Here is an 18,217-nt window from a genome sequence, read left to right as displayed (position 1 = left end):
AAGCCGACAGGTGAGTGGTGTGAGCGGCCCAAGACAGGGGCAGTTGGTTCGCTCCCAAAGCGGTTTCGGAAGGCAAGATCGCCGACCGGGTACTGTGCTCATCGAAATGACTGGTCTCCCGTCCATTTCATCAGAACAACTTGAGATTCATCGTAGGTGAGGAGTGTTTCCATGAAACGTGGAATCAAACGCCAGAAACGAACCCGCATGCAACAGATCGAGGCGTTGGAAACCCGAAATCTGTTGACGGGTGATGTTGCGATCGACATTCCAGGGACGGTCACGTTCGCAGATGGCGTCGAGCAGAAGTCCGAGAACGAATGGACCAAGTTCAGCACGAACCTGGTCAGTGTCGTTCGGCAATATAATGCTCAGGTCACCGACCCCAACTACGATGGCGGCGACGTCACCATCGATGTTCGTTCGACCCGGGTCGACGGTAACACAATTCTTATTCGAGCAATTGCAGCGACCACGGCCGACGCCGTCATCGCTGATCTGAATGAACTCGGAGCCACCGACACGCAGTCGTTCGGCAGGATTGTTTCGGCTCGAATCACGCTCGATAAGATCGAATCCCTCGAATCGGTTGACAGCATTCTTTCGGTCGCCGCTGTGACCACCCCGACGGCCAATGCGGGGCTAACGACCAGCCAGGGCGACGCAGTAATGCAGTCGGATGAAGTCCGGGCCAGCCTGGGTTTTGATGGAACCGGCATCTCGGTCGGTATTCTGTCGAACTCGTTCGACGCGCTGGGCGGCATGGCGGGCGACATCGCTAACGACGACCTGCCAGCCAACGTCACCATTCTGAAAGACGTTACCGATCCAGCCGACCTCGTCGGCTCGCTGCCAGACGAAGGCCGCGCGATGGCTCAAATCGTGCACGATGTGGCCCCTGGTGCTGACATTCTGTTTTATACCGCATGGGAATCGGACCTCGACTTCGCCCTTGGTATCCTTGCCTTGGCCGCAGCTGGGGCGGACATCATCGTCGACGACGTTGGTTATGCCAACGAACCTTGGTTCCAGGACGGTATCATCGCCCAGGCGATCGATATGGTAGTTGCCCAGGGCGTTTCGTACTTCACCGCCGCTGGCAACTCGGGTACCGAAAGCTATCAGGCTGCTTACCAGCCAAGCGTGATCATCGACGATGATCTCGGCGAACTGCACGACTTCGATCCAGGTGCCGGTATCGATACCCGCCAAAGCGTTACGATTCCTCGGGGAACCTATTTTGCTTTGGTGCTGCAGTGGGATCAGCCATTCGCCTCGGCAGGCGGTCTTGGTTCGCAAAGCGACTACGACATTTACCTGCTGGACGACAACGATGAAGTCGTTGCCAGTTCGGTTTTCGCGAACGTGGGTTCGGACGCGATCGAATTTTTGGAATTCGACAACGACACCGGCCTGACGAGCTTTCACATCGTGATTTCTAAATTCTCCGGTGTTGACGCCACGATGCTGAAGTACAACGTCTGGGCTGCTGACCCGGGTGTCACCTTCAACGAGTACTTCACCAACAGCGGTACCGCCGTCGGTCACGTAACTGCTAAGGGAGCCGCTGCCGTTGGTGCTGCTGGCTTCTATGACACGCCAGAATTCGGTACGAATCCTCCGGTCAAGCAGTCGTACTCTTCGGTTGGTGGTGTTCCGACCTACTACGATACCGCCGGTAACCGACTCTCGACGTTCGAGATTCGTATGACGCCTGATTTCGTCGGCCCAGACGACGGCAACAATACGTTCTTTGCCTTCGATGTTGTTGAGGATGCCGATAGCTTCCCGAACTTCGGTGGTACCTCGGCCGCAGCTCCACACGTTGCCGCCGTTGCCGCGTTGATGCTGCAGAAGAACTCGAGCCTCACGCCTGAGAACATCTACGATATCCTTGGCGCGACGGCGACCGACATGGCCACCTCGGGCCCTGATATCCAGACCGGCTACGGTTTGGTCAACGCACTAGCCGCGGTGAATGCTACTCCAGGTACGAGTTCGGGCGGTGGTGATGGTGGTTCGTCTGGCTCAACAGACGCTTGCGGCGTCGCTCTGCCAGAAGGAACGACGTCCTTCGCCGGCGCGGTGGGTGCGAATTTCTTCGCCAGCACGCATGCGATCCTCGATGGCGACCAGCCAGGTCAACTTGGTTACGACTACGCGATCCTCGACTACTTGCGTGGTAAGGGAACGCTGGCGGAAATCGCCAAGGAAGACTATTCGATCGCTGTGGTCGGTAACGGTTTGGTGAACTGGTCGTTCTCCGATGGTACGACTTCGGCCACCGGTTACGAACGAACCGACTTCTATAATATCGACTACTTCGGTATCGGCGATTTTGAAGAGCTGCTGACTCACGACCTCGTGATCGTCCTGTCGGGCGAAAACGCCGTGACCAACGGTATGACTGCCGTTCAGATGCAGTACTGGGCCGATGCCGAATCGGCGATCACGCAAGCCGTGAATCGTCTGGGCCTCGATCTATGGGTTGGTGCTTCCGGCGGCGACGACACCTACTACGAGTTCCTGCCATCTGGCACGCTCGCCTCGGCTGACTTTGTCAACGCTGCTCCACCGCAGAACTACATGATCACCGCGGAAGGCAGCATGGTCGGCATCACCGATGCCATGGCGGAAGCAGCTGCGACCGGACAGTACTTCACCGGTTACGACTCGGACTTGTTCCGCTTTGAAGTCCGTAACGACGACGAATTCATTTCGGTTGGTGCCCAAGGCATCGCCTTCGACAACGACCAACTGGTCTTGGCTTCCGACGTGCTCGGTGGCGTGACTTCGGGCATTCTGGGGACGGCTTTCCAGGACCTGAATCTCAACGGTGTTCAGGACGCGGGTGAAGCGGGGATTGCCGGAATCCGATTCTTCATCGACTACAACGGTGACGGCCAGATCGGTCTTTGTGAACCAACCGCTACTTCGGACGATCTTGGTCGCTTCGTGATGCGATCGGCGTTCTCGGGCGAGTTCCAGATCTTACCGGTTCCGACCGCTGGCTATGTGGTCACGACCGATACGCCGATTACCGTCACAATCAATCCTGATGGTTCCGCAGAAGCGTCTTCCGAAATCAGCTTTGGCGTGATCGCCGGAACGGACTCGGGCGACAGTGGTATCGGTGGTACCGTTCCGATCGCCGATGGCGCCTTCCTGGGTGACAGCCCGGTTGTCGACGATGGTGTCTTCTTCGGAAACGGTATCCAGATCGGGACCAATACGATCAGCATCACGTCGAGTGTCGAATACTCGAATACCGTGCTGAATGCATGGATCGACTTGAACAAAGATGGCGACTTCAACGACGCCGGTGAACAAATCTTCAAGAATGTTCACATGCAAATGGGAACGCACGACTACACCTTCGTGATTCCATCGTGGGTGTTCGACGATTCGTTCCTGCCAGAAGAAGCTCGCCTGGCGGTTGATATCCGCTTCCGCGTTGGACCCACTTTGAACATCGCTCCTGATGCCAACGACATCTTCGGCGAAATCGAAGACTACGAGATCTTCATCTCGCAAGATCCCGATCCGGGTCTGTACGCCAGCAACGACATCTTCGAATACGAAGACGACACCGCCGGACAGTACTTCAATGTCCTGGCCAACGATAGCAGCTACTTCAACCGTACGCTGACGATCGTTCCTGGTAGCGTGACCAACATCAGTCCCGTTTTGACGCCTGGTCTCGACATCACGGTATCGCCAGATGGCACGCGAATCTTGTTCGACGCGACCGGCGTGATCGATCTGACCGAAGACATCACTTTCCAGTACACCGTTCAAGACACGGCCGGCAACACGGCAATTGCGACGGTAACTTTGGTGACTGCTTTGGATACTTCCGCACTCCCCGTGAATGCGGTTACCAGTTCGTCGGTGGCAACGTTCTTCAATTCGTCTGGGGCAAGCCCTGGCGACGTGAACAACGACGGCATTCTGACCGGCCAGGACCTGGCTTCGGTCATCGCGGAACTGCGAACGGTTGGTTCTCGTGACTTGCCAGAAATGGGGGCAGCGACCGCTGGCTTCAAGCGATTCATCGATGTGAACGGCGACGGTCGCTTCAACAATGCGGACTTGATTCGCTTGTTGTCCCTGATGCGTCAGCCAATCACGCGAACGGAGGGTGAATCCTACTCGGATCTGGCCTCTTCGACCGATTCGGCCATCGAAACGATGACGGAATCGACCTCGAGCAGTTCCACGACTTCGGCTGTGTTGACCTCGTCATCGAGCAGCAAGTCGAGCTCGGCTTCGGCCTCGAACCTGGTTACAATCCAGCCGATCGTCACCGACGGTTCGTCGTCAGCGACCGGTGCAATTCTGGAAGGTGAAGGGGAATTGTCCTTCGAGCCATCCATCACCGATCAAACCTTGGCTGCCTTCGGCGAAGATCAGTCCGATCTGCTCTGGTCGAATGATGACGGAGTCGATCTCTTGGAAGAAGATTCTTCGGATGCCAGCGACGACCTGTTCGCCGACGACGAATGGCAGAACGAGCTGATTAGCCTCTAAACACCCGGTTTCAGGCTGTTTTGCCCAATTCAGAAATCAAAAGAGCCTCCCCAGACCGGGGAGGCTTTTCTTATGCGCTTGCGCTAAACGTCCGGCGTCAGGATTGACTTTGCCTCTCGGCCAAGGTGGTGCTGGAAGATTAGCGCGATTTGATTGGATTGGCCAGATTCTAGGGGAAATACGGGAACTAGCTGCCGGGTGCCCGCGTCAAAACGTCGACAGGGTCCTTCTCTACTCAGAGTTCATCGAGTGTGGGGGGCTTCAGGGCAACCTTCTAAGTCATTCAAGGTCAGCTAGTTAAGTAGAAATCCTGAGGGCAACTCATGAACCGAGCCTGGTCAGGAGTCTAAGGAACCCGCCGCCTTTAATGTCTGGGGGAAATGGAGTGGATCCCCCCGATAGAAGTTGCTGTGTTAATTTGGGTAATTATAATCCGACATGGATCATCCTAAATGTCGGGTATTTCGCCACGATGCGTTTGCCTTCCCTGATTTTTGATTCCGGGGCTTCCCTCCCGAATTGCGACACGAAGTCGCTGTAACAACTCAACATACAAGTTCAGCTTTAACTGAAGATAAAAAGGTTTGCCAAATGACCGTTCGTCATGCGAGTAAGCTAACCCGAGCTCAGCGCCGCGATCTCAATAAAAAGAACCGAATGCTTCGGCAAACCAAGAAGCGAGTCATGCAACATGAGGCGTTGGAAACGCGTCAATTGCTCACGACTCCGCAGCTAGTGGGCATCCAGCCCAACAGTGGCGAACTGCTGCAAGAAGGGGACATTCGTGGCATCTCCCCACGCTCGCTGACGTTCAACTTCGCCGATCCAGTGATCGCGACCGATTTCCTGGACGAGTCGACTTTGGCCGATGGGATCCGCATCACGCGTGCTGGCCAGGATGGTCAGTTGGGAACGGCGGACGATGTGATCATCACCGGTGCCGGCTCGAACTTTGAAGGCTTCATCGGCTTTGGCGATCAGCCGAATCAGGTCGTGGTGCGATTTGGGGAAGCACTGCCAGACGACTTGTACCGTATCGAAATTACCGACGCGTTGAAGAACCTGGCAGGCGAAACGGCTGCTCCGTTCACCCGTAATTTCGAGCTGAACCTGGCACCTCAGGTGATGTCGGTCGTTCCACAGCCAATCGAACGTGACGATGTCACTGGCGAGCTAGTGATGCAGACCGACAAGGTCTACGTCTACTTCAACAACGACGATCTTGATCCCCAGCTGGCCGTAAACCCAGATTACTACCAGCTGACCTTCCAGCAGCCAGTCGACGCAAACTCGACCAATGCTGACCTGGGCAATGCCCAAGGCGAGCTCGCCTTCTATCCAACTTCGGTGGAATACGATGCCGAATTGGACAGGGCCATTCTGACTTTCGCCAACGACATCGACAAGCTGGTCGATCCTGCTTACGCCGATGCCGGTTTCGCCACGGTGTTCCGTCTGCAGATTGGCGTTCGCGGTATCATCTCGAAGGACGCCCAGGTTCTTGATCTGACCATCCCAGGGGCAGCGAACCCAGGCACTAGCTTCGATTCTGCCTACGACTTGTCGAACTCGAGCGGCACGCTGCAGGGTCCTGAAGGGATCGAAGAATATACCAATGCCAACCTGCTTAACGGCAACCACGAGTTCCTTGTAACGCAGGTGCCAAGTGCCGCACTGCACGGCACCACGTTCACCATCAACGATGGCACGAACTCGGTTACCTTCGAGCTTTCGATCGATGGCACCGGAACCAGCGGCAACACGATTATCAACATGAGCCTGATCGGTCCGACATCGGTCGATCTGGCCGCTGCGATCCGCGCTGCGATCAATAACTCGGGACTGAACGCCACCGCAAGCGAAGTCTCCGGTTATAGCGAAGCCCGCACCAAGCTGCGTGGCACCGTCGAAAACCGCGTCACGATGACGGTCGGTACCAAGTCGACTGGTATCATCGTCGATCGATCGCAGTCGATCATCATCTCCAGCGAAATTCGCAACAACACTTCGTACGACCTTACACTGCCAGGCGGTAACGACGAACCAGGTCATCGCGACATCGAAGTTAGTGGTGAAGAGCACTTGGAAGATGGTGCTCAAGATACCAATGGCTATGGCGTTGAAGTCATCACCTACAACTTCCCAGACATTTACGGCTACGATCCCGGTAGCACCAGCCAGACCGCGCTGTACAACCAGATCACCGAAGCTCAGAAGCAGCGTGCGCGCGAGATCTTCGAGATCTACGGCTTCTACGCTGGCGTGACCTTCGTCGAAGTCCCGAACAGCATCGAAGCGGACTACGGTATCGTCACCGGCGACCTGCGTGCGATTTCCCCGAACATCATCACGGGTGAGGGTGGTGTTGCCGGTTTGGCCGGTCAATCGAACCTGCCGGATGAGCGTCGCCTGGCGATTATGGAACTGGCAGACCACAACGGGGTTGGTGACGACGAATTGGGCGCTGCATGGCAGAGGACCGCCTTCCACGAAATTGGTCACTTGCTGGGACTAGATCACACCTACGATCTGCCACCAGGAACCCTGATGGGTGCCGACGACGAGGCAGATGGCAACTACAGCTACGTCAACAGTGTCGAAACGTTGCTGCCTGGTGACTTCGATATCAACCACCTGCAGCACCTCTATCGTCCAGACGTCATCGATATCGACATGTATCGTTTCGAGATCAGTGAAACGGGCACGCTGTCGGCGGAAATCGTCGCCGAACGTCTGGCCGACGCCAGCCAGTTGGATGCCGCTCTGACTTTATACCGTTTGAACGGTAACGGCAGCTACTCGGTGGTCGGTCGCAACGACGACTACTTCAGCGAAGACTCGTTCCTGCAGATGACCCTGGAACCTGGCGTCTACTTCATTGGCGTTTCGGCCAGCGGTAATAACGTCTACGATCCGAACATCGAAGACTCTGGTTTCGGTGGTACCAGCGAAGGTGCTTACAACCTTCAGATTCGCTTCACGCCAACCGCCAACGATGCCCTGCGAGACACGGGTGCTTCGGTCTCGGAACTGAGCACCATGGTCGTCCGCACCGGTGGTGCTGGCTTCCAGGATGGCGATACCATCACGCTGAAGGATGGCACCAAGACGATCACCTTCGAGATCGACATCGTCGCGACGGAAGGCGATCCGGCTAGTCTCAATAACCCGAACAACGTTGCGGTCCAGTTCCTGGCCAACGCCTTGCAAAGTGAAGTGGTTGCCGCCCTGGTCAGTGCAATTAACTCGGCTGACTTCACCGTTTATGCCAGTGCCAATGGCAACCGTATCGAACTGGGCAACCTAGGCGCGACGTCGCCCATCTCGCTGTCCTCGGGCATTATCCAGAACAAGGCTCTGCTGATCACTGGTGGTACCTCGGCAGGTGCCGCACTGGACGGCGACCTCGATGGTGTCGCCGGCGGGGCTTTCAACTTCTGGTTCCGTGCTGAACCAACTCAAGACGCCAACCTGGATGACGCGACACCTCGTACGTTCATCGTGGATGCTTCGTACAACGGTGTCGGTGAAACGGGCTCGCTGACGCAGCCATTCAAGACGATCGCCGCGGCGATTGCTGCTGCGACCGCTTCGGGTCGGGGCGACGTAATCCGCGTTGTCGGTATTCAGCCAGATGACGACCAGAACATTCTGGCGGACAATGTTGCCTATCTGATCGGTCAGAACCCGTTCAACACCACGCAGGCCCTGAAAGATGGCCGCGACATCATCCTGCCGCAGGGCGTGACGATGATGATCGATGCGGGGGCGATCCTGAAGTTCTCGAACGCCAGCATTCAGGTCGGTAGCACCACGGTGACCAGCGACAACAGCTTCTCGTCGCTGCAGGTTCTCGGGATTCCAGAACGTTTCGATGCGTACACTGATGCCAATGGTAACGTGATCGAAGATACCGACCGTAAGAATCTTCGCGTCACGATGACTTCGTACCGTGAAACCACCTACCTCAACGGTTCGACTGGATCGACCGACCAGGTTGGTCACGCCAGCAACACCCAGGCCAACGCCGGTGCTGGTAACTGGGGCGGTATTCTGTTCAACCAGCAGATCGACAAGCAACAAGGTCGCGGCAGCTACGAAGACGCCGGTATCTTCCTCGACTCGATCATTGGTGCCGACATTCGCTACGCCGGTGGTGTGGTGCGTGTGAACGGTGCCTCGGTCAACCTGTCGCCAATCTACATGGAAGAAGCTCGTCCGACGGTGAATTACAACGTGATTCACCTGAACTCGAACTCGGCCTTGTCGGCAGACCCGAACAGCTTTGAAGAAAGCCGCTACACCGTTTACGACGGCGTCGTCGCGCAGTTCACGCCAGACGTGACCCGTGTCGGTCCCGATATCTTCGGTAACCGAATCGTCGACAACTCGACCAACGGTATCCAGGTTCGTATCAGTACCACGCCTGGGCAGCCAGTGGACACGTTGACCGTGGCTGGCCGCTTCGACGATACCGACATCGTCTACGTCATCCAGGACACGCTTTACATCACCTCGACCCCAGGCGGCATGACCTCGAGCGATCAAGAGGTCATCAAGATCGATCAGCTGCAGGGTATTCAGGTCGGTGACCGGATTGTTGTGAACGCGGTTTCTTCGACGAACCAGATCCGTACGTTGAATATCGTCTTCACGAACAACCCAACGGGCGCGACCTACGAAATCCCGCTGAGCGTCTTCCATACCGAAGCCGACATCGCCGGTGAAGTCGCCCGCTTGATCAACTACTTCCGTCGAGCCGAACTCTTTTCCGGTTCGCCAGGCCCGATCCTCGACATCGCTGCCACCGCGACTGGCAACGTGGTTGAAATCTCGGGTACTTACAACATGTTCACCGTCAACCCAGATGGTGGCATCGCAATCGAACAGCTTTACCATGCTCGCTTTGACGCCAGCCTGGTGGTCGACCCGAACGTGGTGGTCAAACTGTTCAACGCTCGTATTGAAGTCGGAATGGGTGCCAACCTGATCGCCGAAGGTGCCCCTGGCCGACCGGTGGTCTTCACTTCGCTGCTGGACGACCGATTCGGGTTCGGTGGCACGTTCGACACGAACAACAACGGTGACCTGAGTGTTCCAACCCCAGGCGACTGGAGCGGTATCTACTTCGCTCACGTGTCGTCAGGTAGCCTCGACAATGTCATCATCGCCTACGGTGGTGGTGACTCGACGGTTGCTGGTGGTTTGGCCAACTTCAACGCGGTTGAAATTCACCAGGCCCACGTTCGTATTACCAACAGCACATTCGAGTACAACGACGACGGTCAGGGTAGCAACACCGGTGGTGCGACCCGTGCCGGTCACATGTCGAACGATGACGCCGTGGTCTTCGTACGCGGTGCTCAGCCAGTCATTGTTGGCAACAACTTCCGCTACAACGAAGCCAGTGTGTTAAGCGTCGATACCAGTTCGCTCGATTACAAGCTGATCGACGACTGGGGCCGTTCGACCGGCAGTGCCAATCTGCAGGCAGGTCTGGGCGATAACCAGGGTGCTTTGATCCGCAACAACCTGCTGACCGACAACAACCTGAACGGGATGGTTGTCCGTGGTGGTGTGCTGACCACGCAAAGCGTCTGGGACGATACCGATATCGTTCACGTCGTTTACGACACGATCTACTCCGACAACTTCCACACCTACGGCGGCATCCGCCTGGAAAGCTCTTCCACGCAGAGCCTGGTGGTCAAACTGTTGGGCTCGTCGGCTGGATTCGTGGCCACCGGTCATGAAATGGCAATCGACGATCGTATCGGCGGTATGCTGCACGTCATCGGTCAGGCCGGCTACCCAGTGATTTTCACCAGCCTGTACGACGATACGGTTGGTGCTGGGTTCACTCAGGATGGTCGTCCGCAGAACGACACCAGCAACGACGGATCGACGACCAATCCAGTCCCAGGGGCATGGCAAGGTCTGACGATCGAAGAGTTCGCCAACGACCGCAACGTGCAGGTGGTTGTCGAAACCGAAAATAGCGGCCTGTCGGGCCCCGGTATCAACGGTACCCCGCAAACCTCGCAGAACCTTGGTATTCTGGCGACGGATGAATACGGCGGCGACGATAACCAGCGTCTCGGCTTCGAGGTCAACGGTTACATCAGCAACCCATCGGACATCGACGTTTATCGCTTTGAAGCCCAGCCAGGCACCGAAGTTTGGTTCGACATCGATCGCACCAGCTACGACTTCGACGTGGTGTTGGAACTGATCGACAACAACGGCAATGTGATCGCCGCTTCCGACAACTCGATCGACAATACCTTCTACGGTCAAGGTGCTGCTCTGGCAGTCACTAACCCGCTGCAGAAGTCGGGTGATTACAACACCGACCACTGGTCGACCAACCCACGCGATGCTGGCATGCGAGTCGTCCTGTCGGGGGCTGCCGGTCAGTTGAGTGAATACCTGATTCGCGTTCGCAGTGCGACCGACGACACGGGTGCCGGTTTGACCAGCGGTGTTTACCAGTTGAACATCCGCCTGAGCGAAGTCGATGAACTTGCCGGTTCGACGATCCAGTTCGCGGACATTCGTTATGCCGAAAACGGTATCTCGATCTACGGTCAGCCAGGTCACTCGCCAGTCTTGGGTGAATCGGCCGACGTCGAAAACAACGACACCAAGGGCAGCGCTCAGAACCTGGGCAACGTGTTGAACTCGGATCGCGGTGCGATCAGCGTCGCCGGTGAAATCGACGACGAAGAAGGTACCGACGTCGACTGGTACCAGTTCTCGCTCGACTTCGACGGTATCCAGGCCATCGCCGGTCAGTCGAACACCAACCAGTATGCCTCGCTGGTGATCGACCTCGACTTCGCTGCCGGTGCTGGCGGTCCGAACACCGTGATCTCGGTCTATACCGCGGATGGCACGCTGGTTTACTTCGGCGATCGCAGCTCGGTGAACGACGACCTGGTGAACCCCGAAAATCAGGCCGACTCGGACACCTACGATCCGGCCCGAGGTTCGGAAGGTGTGAACGATCCTTATATCGGCTCGATCATGCTGCCAGCCGGTACCCCGGACAATCCGGTTGTCTACTATGTGGCGGTCAGCTCGAACGGTCAGTTGCCAGCCCAGATGGATCAGTATTTCACCTCCGGTTCGTCGAACGCCAACGTTCGCTTCGAGCCAGTCAACTCGGTGATTCGTATCGTCGAAGATCACATCTCGACCCCATACAACCCGAACTCGACCACCAACTCGACTCCGACACCTCCGCGGGACGACTCGATCGTCGCTGCCGAGAACGTCAAGGGTTACACGCTCGCTGACCTCAGCATGTTCCTGGTCACCGACGAAGGGGTGCAGACCTCGAAGTTGTGGCAGGTCGATCCATTCACTGGGGCTTTGGAAACGCTGATCGGTAGTTTCGGCAGTGCCGTCTACGACCTGGCGATGGCTCCGGATGGAACGCTGTACGCGTACAACATTGACGAAATTTCGCCAGTCAGCGATGGCTCGAACGGTAACCTGCTTTCGATCAACACCGGTAATGCAGCGACGGCGGTCATTAACGACGACGCCCTGATCACCTACTTCGACAACAACGGCAATGCCGCGGTTGCCAATGTCGGTTTCCATTACAACGGTACGACCTTCCGCCGCTCGGGTTCAGGCAATCCGGAAGGGACCGCCTTGTACGCCATCGGTAACCGCAACGGTGCCAACACCGCGGCCAGTACCAATGCCAACGTCCTGTTTTTGATGGATGGCTTTGGAGACGATATCGGTGAGATCTCGTCGACGCTGCCGCAGGATCAGATCAATGCTTCGCTGAACAACGTGGGTCAAACCAATGCCAGCGGTGCTGCGATTCAGGGCCGTGTTGACACGAATGATCATAACGGTGGCTTTGTCACTGGGATCGCCTGGAGCGGCAATGAACTGTATGCAGTGACCGACCAGGGTGATCTCTACCGTCTGTCGAACAACGGTGTCATCACGACCGATGTGGACGACGACATTAATCTGACATTTATTGGCAATTACACCGATCCAGTCACCGGTAACCCGATCCAGTTTGAAGGGCTCTCTGCCGGTCCAGATCGTCCTGGCGACGACGGGGTCGAAGGCCTCAACGGTGTGTTGTTCATGATTGCATCGAACGGCGATATCTACGCGGTCGATGGCGCTGGCGAAGCTCAGCACCTGTTCCAGGGTGGGCGTTCGATGATCAGCACGGGTGTCAGCGGTATCACCGGTATCGAGTTCGGTACGCTGACGGAGAACCTCTGGAACATCCAGAGCACGCTGGAAGACACCTCGCAAGGTCACGGTGTCAGCGTTCCTGTCGACGTCTCGCGTGATGCGACCATCGATGACGGCAACACCACGATTTACTTCGGTAATCTCGACCGAACCTATCAGTCGGGCAACACGGCCAACGGTAACGCCAGCCAATATACCTACGACTTCCCAGGCGGTGCTCACGGTTCGGTGATCACCGATACCTTCAGCCTGGAAGGCTACTCGGCAGCCGATGCTCCAACGTTGTACTTCAACTACTTGCTTGACGGTGGGCAAGGCGACTCGCTCCAGGTCTACGCTTCGGCCGACAATGGCAATTGGGTACGCCTGGGTGCCAATACCTTCAGTGTCGACGAATGGCGTCAGGCCCGTGTCGCTCTGGATCAGTTCGCGGGTGAAGACAACATCCGCCTGCGGTTCGACTTCACCACGGGGCAAGGGATCGACTTCCAAGGTGTCGCCCTGTCCGGACTCGACTCTGCCAACCCTTACCTCGGTCAGCAGGTTCGCGTGGCGGAACTGCGTGCCGTAACAGGGGCCGATATTGAAGATGGAAGCACCTTCTCGGTTACCGATTACCTCGGTGATGGTGGCACGGTGAACTTCGTCTTCGAGAAGGGGCAGTCGCTGTCGTTCGACAGTGGTGCCCGCTTCTTCGATCACCTGGTGTCGAAGACCGATGCACTGACCAGCAGCTTCTCGCTGTTTGATACCAATGGTATTGAACACCAGTTCATCTACATGCTCGACAGCGATCCGACTTCACCGCCATCTAACGTTCGAGCGATCCGTGTCTCGCAAGGTGATTCGGCTGCTGAAATTGCTGCCGCAACTGCCTTCGCGATCAATCAGGAAAACATCCCTGGCGTAATCATTGCAGGCGAGGACCTCAACTCGTTCAACATTCAGGGTGTTCAGAACATTGTTCAGAACGATCTGCCACTGGGCATGCACGTCACCGGTAATTTCGACTTCTCGATCGATCCGGCCGATTACGACGATCCGGCTTACGCCAACATTATCCGAATCAGTTCGTCCGACACGGCAGAAGAAGTTGCCGAGAAGATTCAGACGGCTCTGAACGTGATGATGGCGTTCGAGGCTTCGGAACAAGACTATATGGTCTTCGAGCGATTCGAAAACATCGTCTACATGTCGGGTTACACGGCAAATGTCGGCAATACCCAGATCGGCTATCACCGAACTGGGGACGCCTTCGGTGTTAACAGTATTGTTACGACGAATACGGCAACGCCATTCGGTACCGCACCTGGTCTGGACAACGCCGGCTTCACCGGGGCGTTCATCGACGACATCATTGTCGGTTTCGCCGAACGGGGTGAAATGGTGACCGGATCGAACTCGGGTACGACCGGATTCATCCGTAATCCATCGTTGCCACTCGGCTTGCCGAACAACCAGAACCTGACCGGTACCTACCAGTTGGAAATCCGCCGTGGTGTCGACTACGGAACCCCAACGGGTGCTTCCAGCGGTCGCCAGTTGCGGTTCGATAGCGGTTTCAGCTTCGATACCAACGATCGTTTGGTCCAAGGCTACTCGATTCTGGCGGTGGCGGGTGCCAACCTGCAGACGGGCGACCAGATCCGAATTGGTGATGGTACCGACTTCGTTACCTTCAGGTTCTATGATCTGGCCTCAAGCATCGAGCAGTTCAAGCGTGACAGTGGTCTGTCGACCGATCCAGAAGATGGCCTGATCGAATACGACAAGGCTGCTGGCTACTACAGCATTGGTTACTCGGCAACGGATTCGGCCGCCGAAATTGCCGAGAGACTGATCGATGCCATCAACGACCACGAAGGGCAAATCGCTCGAGGCTTGCTCAGCACTTCGATTGGTGGCTTGGGCATCTACGCTCAGCTCAACTCGCGAACCAATGCCGAGGGAAGCAACCGAGTCGATCTGGCTGCCAAGAGCGTGTCAGACGTGGTGATCCTGGAAGATTCGCTCGATTCGGACGATACGGTCCGTACTGCGTTCGACCTGGACCTGAACGGTGCCGTGATCGAGAACTCGACCAACGGCAGTGTGATGGTTCGTACGATTCAGGGCGAGTTGGGCGACAATGACCCACGCGACATCGTGGCGAACGTAGCCGATGTCGACATGTACCGCTTCGTGATGAAAGCTGGTCAGGTAGTTTCCTTCAATCTGTCGACCGCCCTCGGGTCGGTAAACGGGTTGGGTGCCACTTTAAAGCTGTTCATGGAAGGTAGCAACGAGTTTGGTATTCCAACCGGTGTGGTTGGCAATGCATTGACCTTAGTCGCCGGTGGCAGCCCTGGTGAATTCTCATTCACCGCCACTGCCGATGGGGTCTACTACGTCGCGATTGCTGGAGACAAGGTGCCAGCCGCAGGTGGAGCAGATACTCCGCTGAACTACAACCCAAACAAGTACGGTTCAACCGACCCGGCTCGCCAGGTCGAAACCTACAACGGGGATTACGTCCTTCAAGTGAACTTAACCGAGCCGGGGCCAAACGTGACCCTTTACGACGTTCAGACGTTCCGCCGCTACACGGGTGGCGCGGATGCGGAACGTTCGGCTCTGCGGGGTGATTTCATCTTCATCGACTACGATCAGCTTGGTGGCAACGACTTCGAGCTGGTTGGAGATCGGAACCGCATGCGAGATCAGGGGCAGATCATCATCAGCTCCAATAAGATCTCGAATTCGTCGAACTACGGTATCTTGATTGATGCTGGTTCGCGAGTGACGATCGCCGACACGCTGTCCAACGGCAACCGACCTCACCAGGGTGCGCCGATCAACATCCCAAGTGCGTTGAACGAACAGCGATACGCCACGGGGGTGACGGTCACCAATAACGTGATTTACGATAGTGCCGTCGGTGCTCTGCTTTACAGCGGCGACAGCAACACGGGCAACGGACCTGACGGTGCGGTTCCATTCGGTCGCATCATCAATAACACCTTCTACGGAACGGGCAGCACCGATGTTGGTGTCCGCGTCGAAGAAGGTGCTGGTCCAACCCTGATGAACAACATCATCGCCAACTTCGGCACCGGTGTTCAGGTGGTTGGTGCGACTTCGTCCGCCAGCACCGTTCTGGTCAACAACCTGTTCCAGGACAACACCACGCCAACGACTGGCGTCTCAGTCCAGAGCGGTTCGATCTTGCTGGCATCAGGTGAAACGCTGTTCATCGATGCAGCGAATCGCAACTTCTACCTGGCGGAAGGCTCGCGTGCGATCAATGCTGCTCGTACCTCGCTGCCGGAACGTGACGAAGTTCGCCGAGTGCTCAATGCTTTGGGTATCAAGGGAAGCTCACTCCAGGCACCTGCCCGCGACATCACTGGGCAGCTGCGTTCGGACGACTATCAGAGCCCCGTCTCGGATGGTAGCGGTCTCTCGCCATTGGTCGACATCGGTGCCTTCGACCGATCGGACTTCACCGGCCCGACTGCTTACCTGACCAATCCTCAGGACGATGACTCGGATGGCCGCGATCTGGATGAAAATCCAAACCAGGTCCAGTGGATCGATGGTCCGCTGACCAACATCTCGATCCAGTTGCTGGATCAAGGTGAGATCACCGATCAGATCGAAGGTGCCGGTATCGACGACAACACGGTGACCGCGAACTCGGTCATCCTGGAACGAATCGCTGGCGGCGTGACCACGCAACTGGTGATCGGCGTCGACTACACGTTTGACTACGACGCGACGAACAACATCATTCGTCTGGTTCCGATCTCGGGTGTGTTTGAGCAAGGTGTGCTCTACAAGATCACCCTGGTCAGCGATCCGGATTCGCCAGATGTCATCCGCGACCTGGCTGGTAACTCGATCGAGTACAACAACCAGTACCTGGGTGACGATGGCAATGGTAACCAGGTCCTCATTCCAGAAACTCGCTTCCTGATTCAGGTGGGTGGTCTGGTCGACTACGGTGATGCCCCAGATTCGTACGGTACAACCGCCGAATCGGATGGTGCACGTCACCAACTGCGAACCGACTTCTACCTTGGTCAAAGCATCGACGCCGAACTCAACGGTCAGCCGACTGCGGATGCCTCGGGCGATGGCGACAGCGACGACGGTATCTACATCCGCAGTGAAGACCCGGCAAATTCTGGTCAGTTCCTCGACTTCGTCCTGCGAAGTGGTGTGAACAACGACATCTTCGTCACGGCAACCGTCCCAGCAGGCAGCACTGAATACGGTTTCCTGGATGTTTGGATCGACTTGAACCAAGACGGTGTGTTCCAGGAATCGGAACACCTGGTTGTGAGCGAAGCGTTGACGATCGAAGCGATCGACCCTGCTTCGACGATGGATGGTCTGGGGCAGCTGATTCCGATCACCTCGCAAATGCTTAACGGAGCGGTTGCAGGTGAAACGATGGCTCGCTTCCGCTACAGTTCGACGATCGGTCTGTCGGCCACCGGCCTGGCGGAAGACGGGGAAGTGGAAGATTACCTGGTGACGATCGCCGATGCCGGTCCGAACCCATGGCACAACTCCAACAATTCGTATGCGATCTCGAAGGGTGACAACATTGTCACCGGCCTGGACCTGTCGATTCTGATTTCAGAACTGCGAAATCGAATTTACACCTTGCCAGGAACTGGCGAGTTCCGCAGTGACACTCAGTCGACAAGCGGCGTAGATTACCGACCAGAGAACGTCGCCGACGCAGATGTCGTAGCCTACTTCGACGTGAACAACGACCGCAAGGTAACCGACGAAGACGTTCAGGCGTTGTTGGCTTACCTGCGGGCACCATTCACGCCATCGCCAGAAGCGATCGGTCAGATCGCGATGGGCGAAGCTTACCTCGGCGGTATTTCGGAATCGGAACCGGTAGCCGACTCGTCGGAAACGACTCAGTCGCCAACGGTCACCTCGCCGGTTGTTACCAGCCCAGTGACTTCGTCGAGTCAGTCTTCGGTAAGCGAAAGCCTGCAGACCGATTCGATGGTCAGCTCGTCGATCGACGTCTTCGCATCTTCCTACTCGGAACTGCAGATGAAGCCGGCGACCAGCCTGATGGGCCTGACGACGGTTGGCTCCAGCACCGGATCGAATGTCGACGGGACGCTGGTTGACCGAGCGATCGCCCTGGACGGCCTTTCGGACGACGATCAGTTCGACGCCCTGATGGGTGACCTGGCCGACGACCTGAGCACGACTTGGGACGGTAAGCTGTTCGACGACGAAGCGGAAGGTGAATCGGAAGATGCGGACGAGCTGGAAGACCTGCTCGCCCTGATCAGCGATCCATCCAGCAGCTAGTTCGCCGCGGGACAAACGTTAGAATCCAGAAAGCCCGGCAGGTAATGACCCGCCGGGCTTTTTCATGCGCGGATGGGTTGATCGTAATAACGAAAGGCAACGCGGGCTTGAGGGAAAGAAGCAC

2 protein-coding genes are annotated in these 18,217 nt (G+C 56.7%); both read left to right on the top strand.

Annotated features, from left to right (window positions below; translation table 11 throughout):
* Positions 1-171 precede the first annotated feature (171 nt).
* Positions 172-4,530 (top strand): S8 family serine peptidase, encoded by a 4,359-nt coding sequence (locus AB1L30_RS14505; protein WP_367014153.1) that lies wholly within the window; start codon positions 172-174, stop codon positions 4,528-4,530.
* Between the two features lie 591 nt (positions 4,531-5,121).
* Positions 5,122-18,093, top strand: a complete 12,972-nt coding sequence (locus tag AB1L30_RS14500) for a GEVED domain-containing protein (protein WP_367014152.1) — start codon at positions 5,122-5,124, stop codon at positions 18,091-18,093.
* Positions 18,094-18,217: the final 124 nt, after the last annotated feature.

Origin of the sequence: Bremerella sp. JC817 (genome assembly GCF_040718835.1) — a bacterium.
In the GTDB taxonomy this organism is placed as follows: domain Bacteria; phylum Planctomycetota; class Planctomycetia; order Pirellulales; family Pirellulaceae; genus Bremerella.
The sequence above is the reverse complement of the archived record's forward strand: the minus strand, read 5'-3'. Positions and strand labels throughout refer to the sequence as shown.

What these genes read in the sequence shown, in the direction of transcription:
- AB1L30_RS14505 (WP_367014153.1), top strand. Translation starts at nt 172, where the DNA reads ATGAAACGTGGAATCAAACGCCAGAAACGAACCCGCATGCAACAGATC.
- AB1L30_RS14500 (WP_367014152.1), top strand. Translation starts at nt 5,122, where the DNA reads ATGACCGTTCGTCATGCGAGTAAGCTAACCCGAGCTCAGCGCCGCGAT.